Origin of the sequence: Pseudoalteromonas denitrificans DSM 6059 (genome assembly GCF_900112265.1) — a bacterium.
GTDB classification, from domain to species: domain Bacteria; phylum Pseudomonadota; class Gammaproteobacteria; order Enterobacterales; family Alteromonadaceae; genus Pseudoalteromonas; species Pseudoalteromonas denitrificans.
The window spans coordinates 1-1,528 of the sequence record NZ_FOLO01000119.1 but is presented as its reverse complement, the minus strand read 5'-3'; the positions used below and the strand labels follow the sequence as shown (position 1 = coordinate 1,528).

The window sequence follows — 1,528 nt, the reverse complement described above, 5'->3', positions numbered from 1 at the left end:
CATGACAATCTCGTTTAGTTTGGTTTTGGCGAAGTGAATTATACGAGATTGTCACTTACGCACAAAATTCAAACAAAGATCAACAGCCCCTAGTAAAATCATTGATTAGTTTAGTGATTACCTCCTCACCAATAATACCGCCAACACAGTTAATATTTAATATGCCCGATATTGAACTTGAACTTTCAACCACGTGCGAAATTGCATTGTCTATTGTTAATAAACCTTGGCTTACTTGCTCGAAAAATAACTTTCCTTGCTCAGTTAACTTTTGAGTACGGGTTGTTCTGGTGATCAGCTTAACACCTAAGCTAGCTTCTAACTTATTAAGTTGTTTTGATAAATGAGAACGAGAACACAATAATAATTCGCTTACTGCAGTAAAACTGCCATGTTGGGCAATCAATGCAAACGCTCTTATATCTTCTAAATTTATATTTTTTTTAATCAACACTTTTTATTTGCATCCAAGTCTGAATTTATGCCAAAACAATTAGAGCTTATATGTAAACAATGATATTACTTTTGGGTTATATATCAACAATAAGCATCTCCATATAATGCCCACATCAAAACAAAACAGATAAATAAGCAGAGGCAAGTATGAAAAAATTAATCGTAATAACAGGGGCAAGTTCAGGTATTGGCGAAGCAATTGCAAAACACTTTAGTGAATTAGGGCATCCGCTTTTATTAATTGCCCGCAGGTTAGATAAATTAAAAGCACTCAATTTACCAAATACATTATGTGAGCAAGTTGATATTACTAACAAAGCCACATTTGAAGCTGCGGTTGAAAAAGCACAGTCGCTTTATGGGCCTGTAGACTGTTTAATCAATAATGCAGGGGTAATGTTATTAGGCCAGGTGAGTGAGCAAGCACCTGCACAATGGCAAACAATGTTTGATGTAAACGTAATGGGTTTATTAAATGGCATGCAAACTGTGTTAGCCCCTATGATACAAGCTAATACTGGCACCATAATTAATATTAGCTCAATAGCTGGGCGTAAAACATTTGGTGATCATGCGGCATATTGTGGTACTAAGTTTGCGGTTCATGCAATATCTGAAAATATTAGAGAAGAGGTCGCCGACTCAAATGTAAGAGTGGTTACAATTGCGCCTGGTGCTGTTGAAACAGAATTATTATCTCATACAACATCAGATAACATTAAAGCAGGATATGAGTCTTGGAAAGACAGCATGGGCGGTGCTATTAGCCCCGACGATATAGCAAGAACAGTTATATTTGCTTATAACCAACCTCAAAATGTATGTATTCGAGAAATTGTTGTGGCAGCCACAAAACAACAAGCTTAATCCAAAAAAGCTCTGATAGGGTTCAGAGCTTTTTGAAAGTCGTAGAAGAATAGTGGGAAATGGAAGATGTTATAAAAAGTATTGTGAAGCAAGTGACTTGACCCCTTTTTAATTCCGTCTGGCACAACAGAAGCGGTTTGGCCGTAGTAGTGAGGCTCACCCAGCTCAGGATGACCTGTTTGATGAAGCAGAAGCTGAACTTGAA

Annotated in this window: 3 protein-coding genes; 1 reads left to right on the top strand and 2 read right to left on the bottom strand. The window is 37.0% G+C overall.

The genetic code is table 11. The annotated features are described in order from the left end of the window. Window positions 1–79: 79 nt before the first annotated feature. Complete coding sequence (locus BM088_RS26860) at window positions 80–454, bottom strand: LysR family transcriptional regulator (RefSeq protein ID WP_245763943.1); 375 nt, start codon at window positions 452–454, stop codon at window positions 80–82. Window positions 455–603: 149 nt separating this feature from the next. Between BM088_RS26860 and BM088_RS26855 the strand changes: the two genes are divergently transcribed. Continuing rightward, a complete protein-coding gene (locus BM088_RS26855; protein ID WP_091992004.1) occupies window positions 604–1,323 on the top strand; it encodes an SDR family oxidoreductase in 720 nt (239 codons plus the stop codon). Here BM088_RS26855 and BM088_RS28215 read toward each other — a convergent pair. Next, a partial coding sequence (locus BM088_RS28215) for a hypothetical protein (protein WP_218156565.1) occupies window positions 1,320–1,528 on the bottom strand: 209 nt, incomplete at its 5' end. The genes BM088_RS26855 and BM088_RS28215 overlap by 4 nt on opposite strands.

Coding starts and splice junctions, on each gene's coding strand:
- BM088_RS26855 (WP_091992004.1), top strand. CDS start 604: ATGAAAAAATTAATCGTAATAACAGGGGCAAGTTCAGGTATTGGCGAA.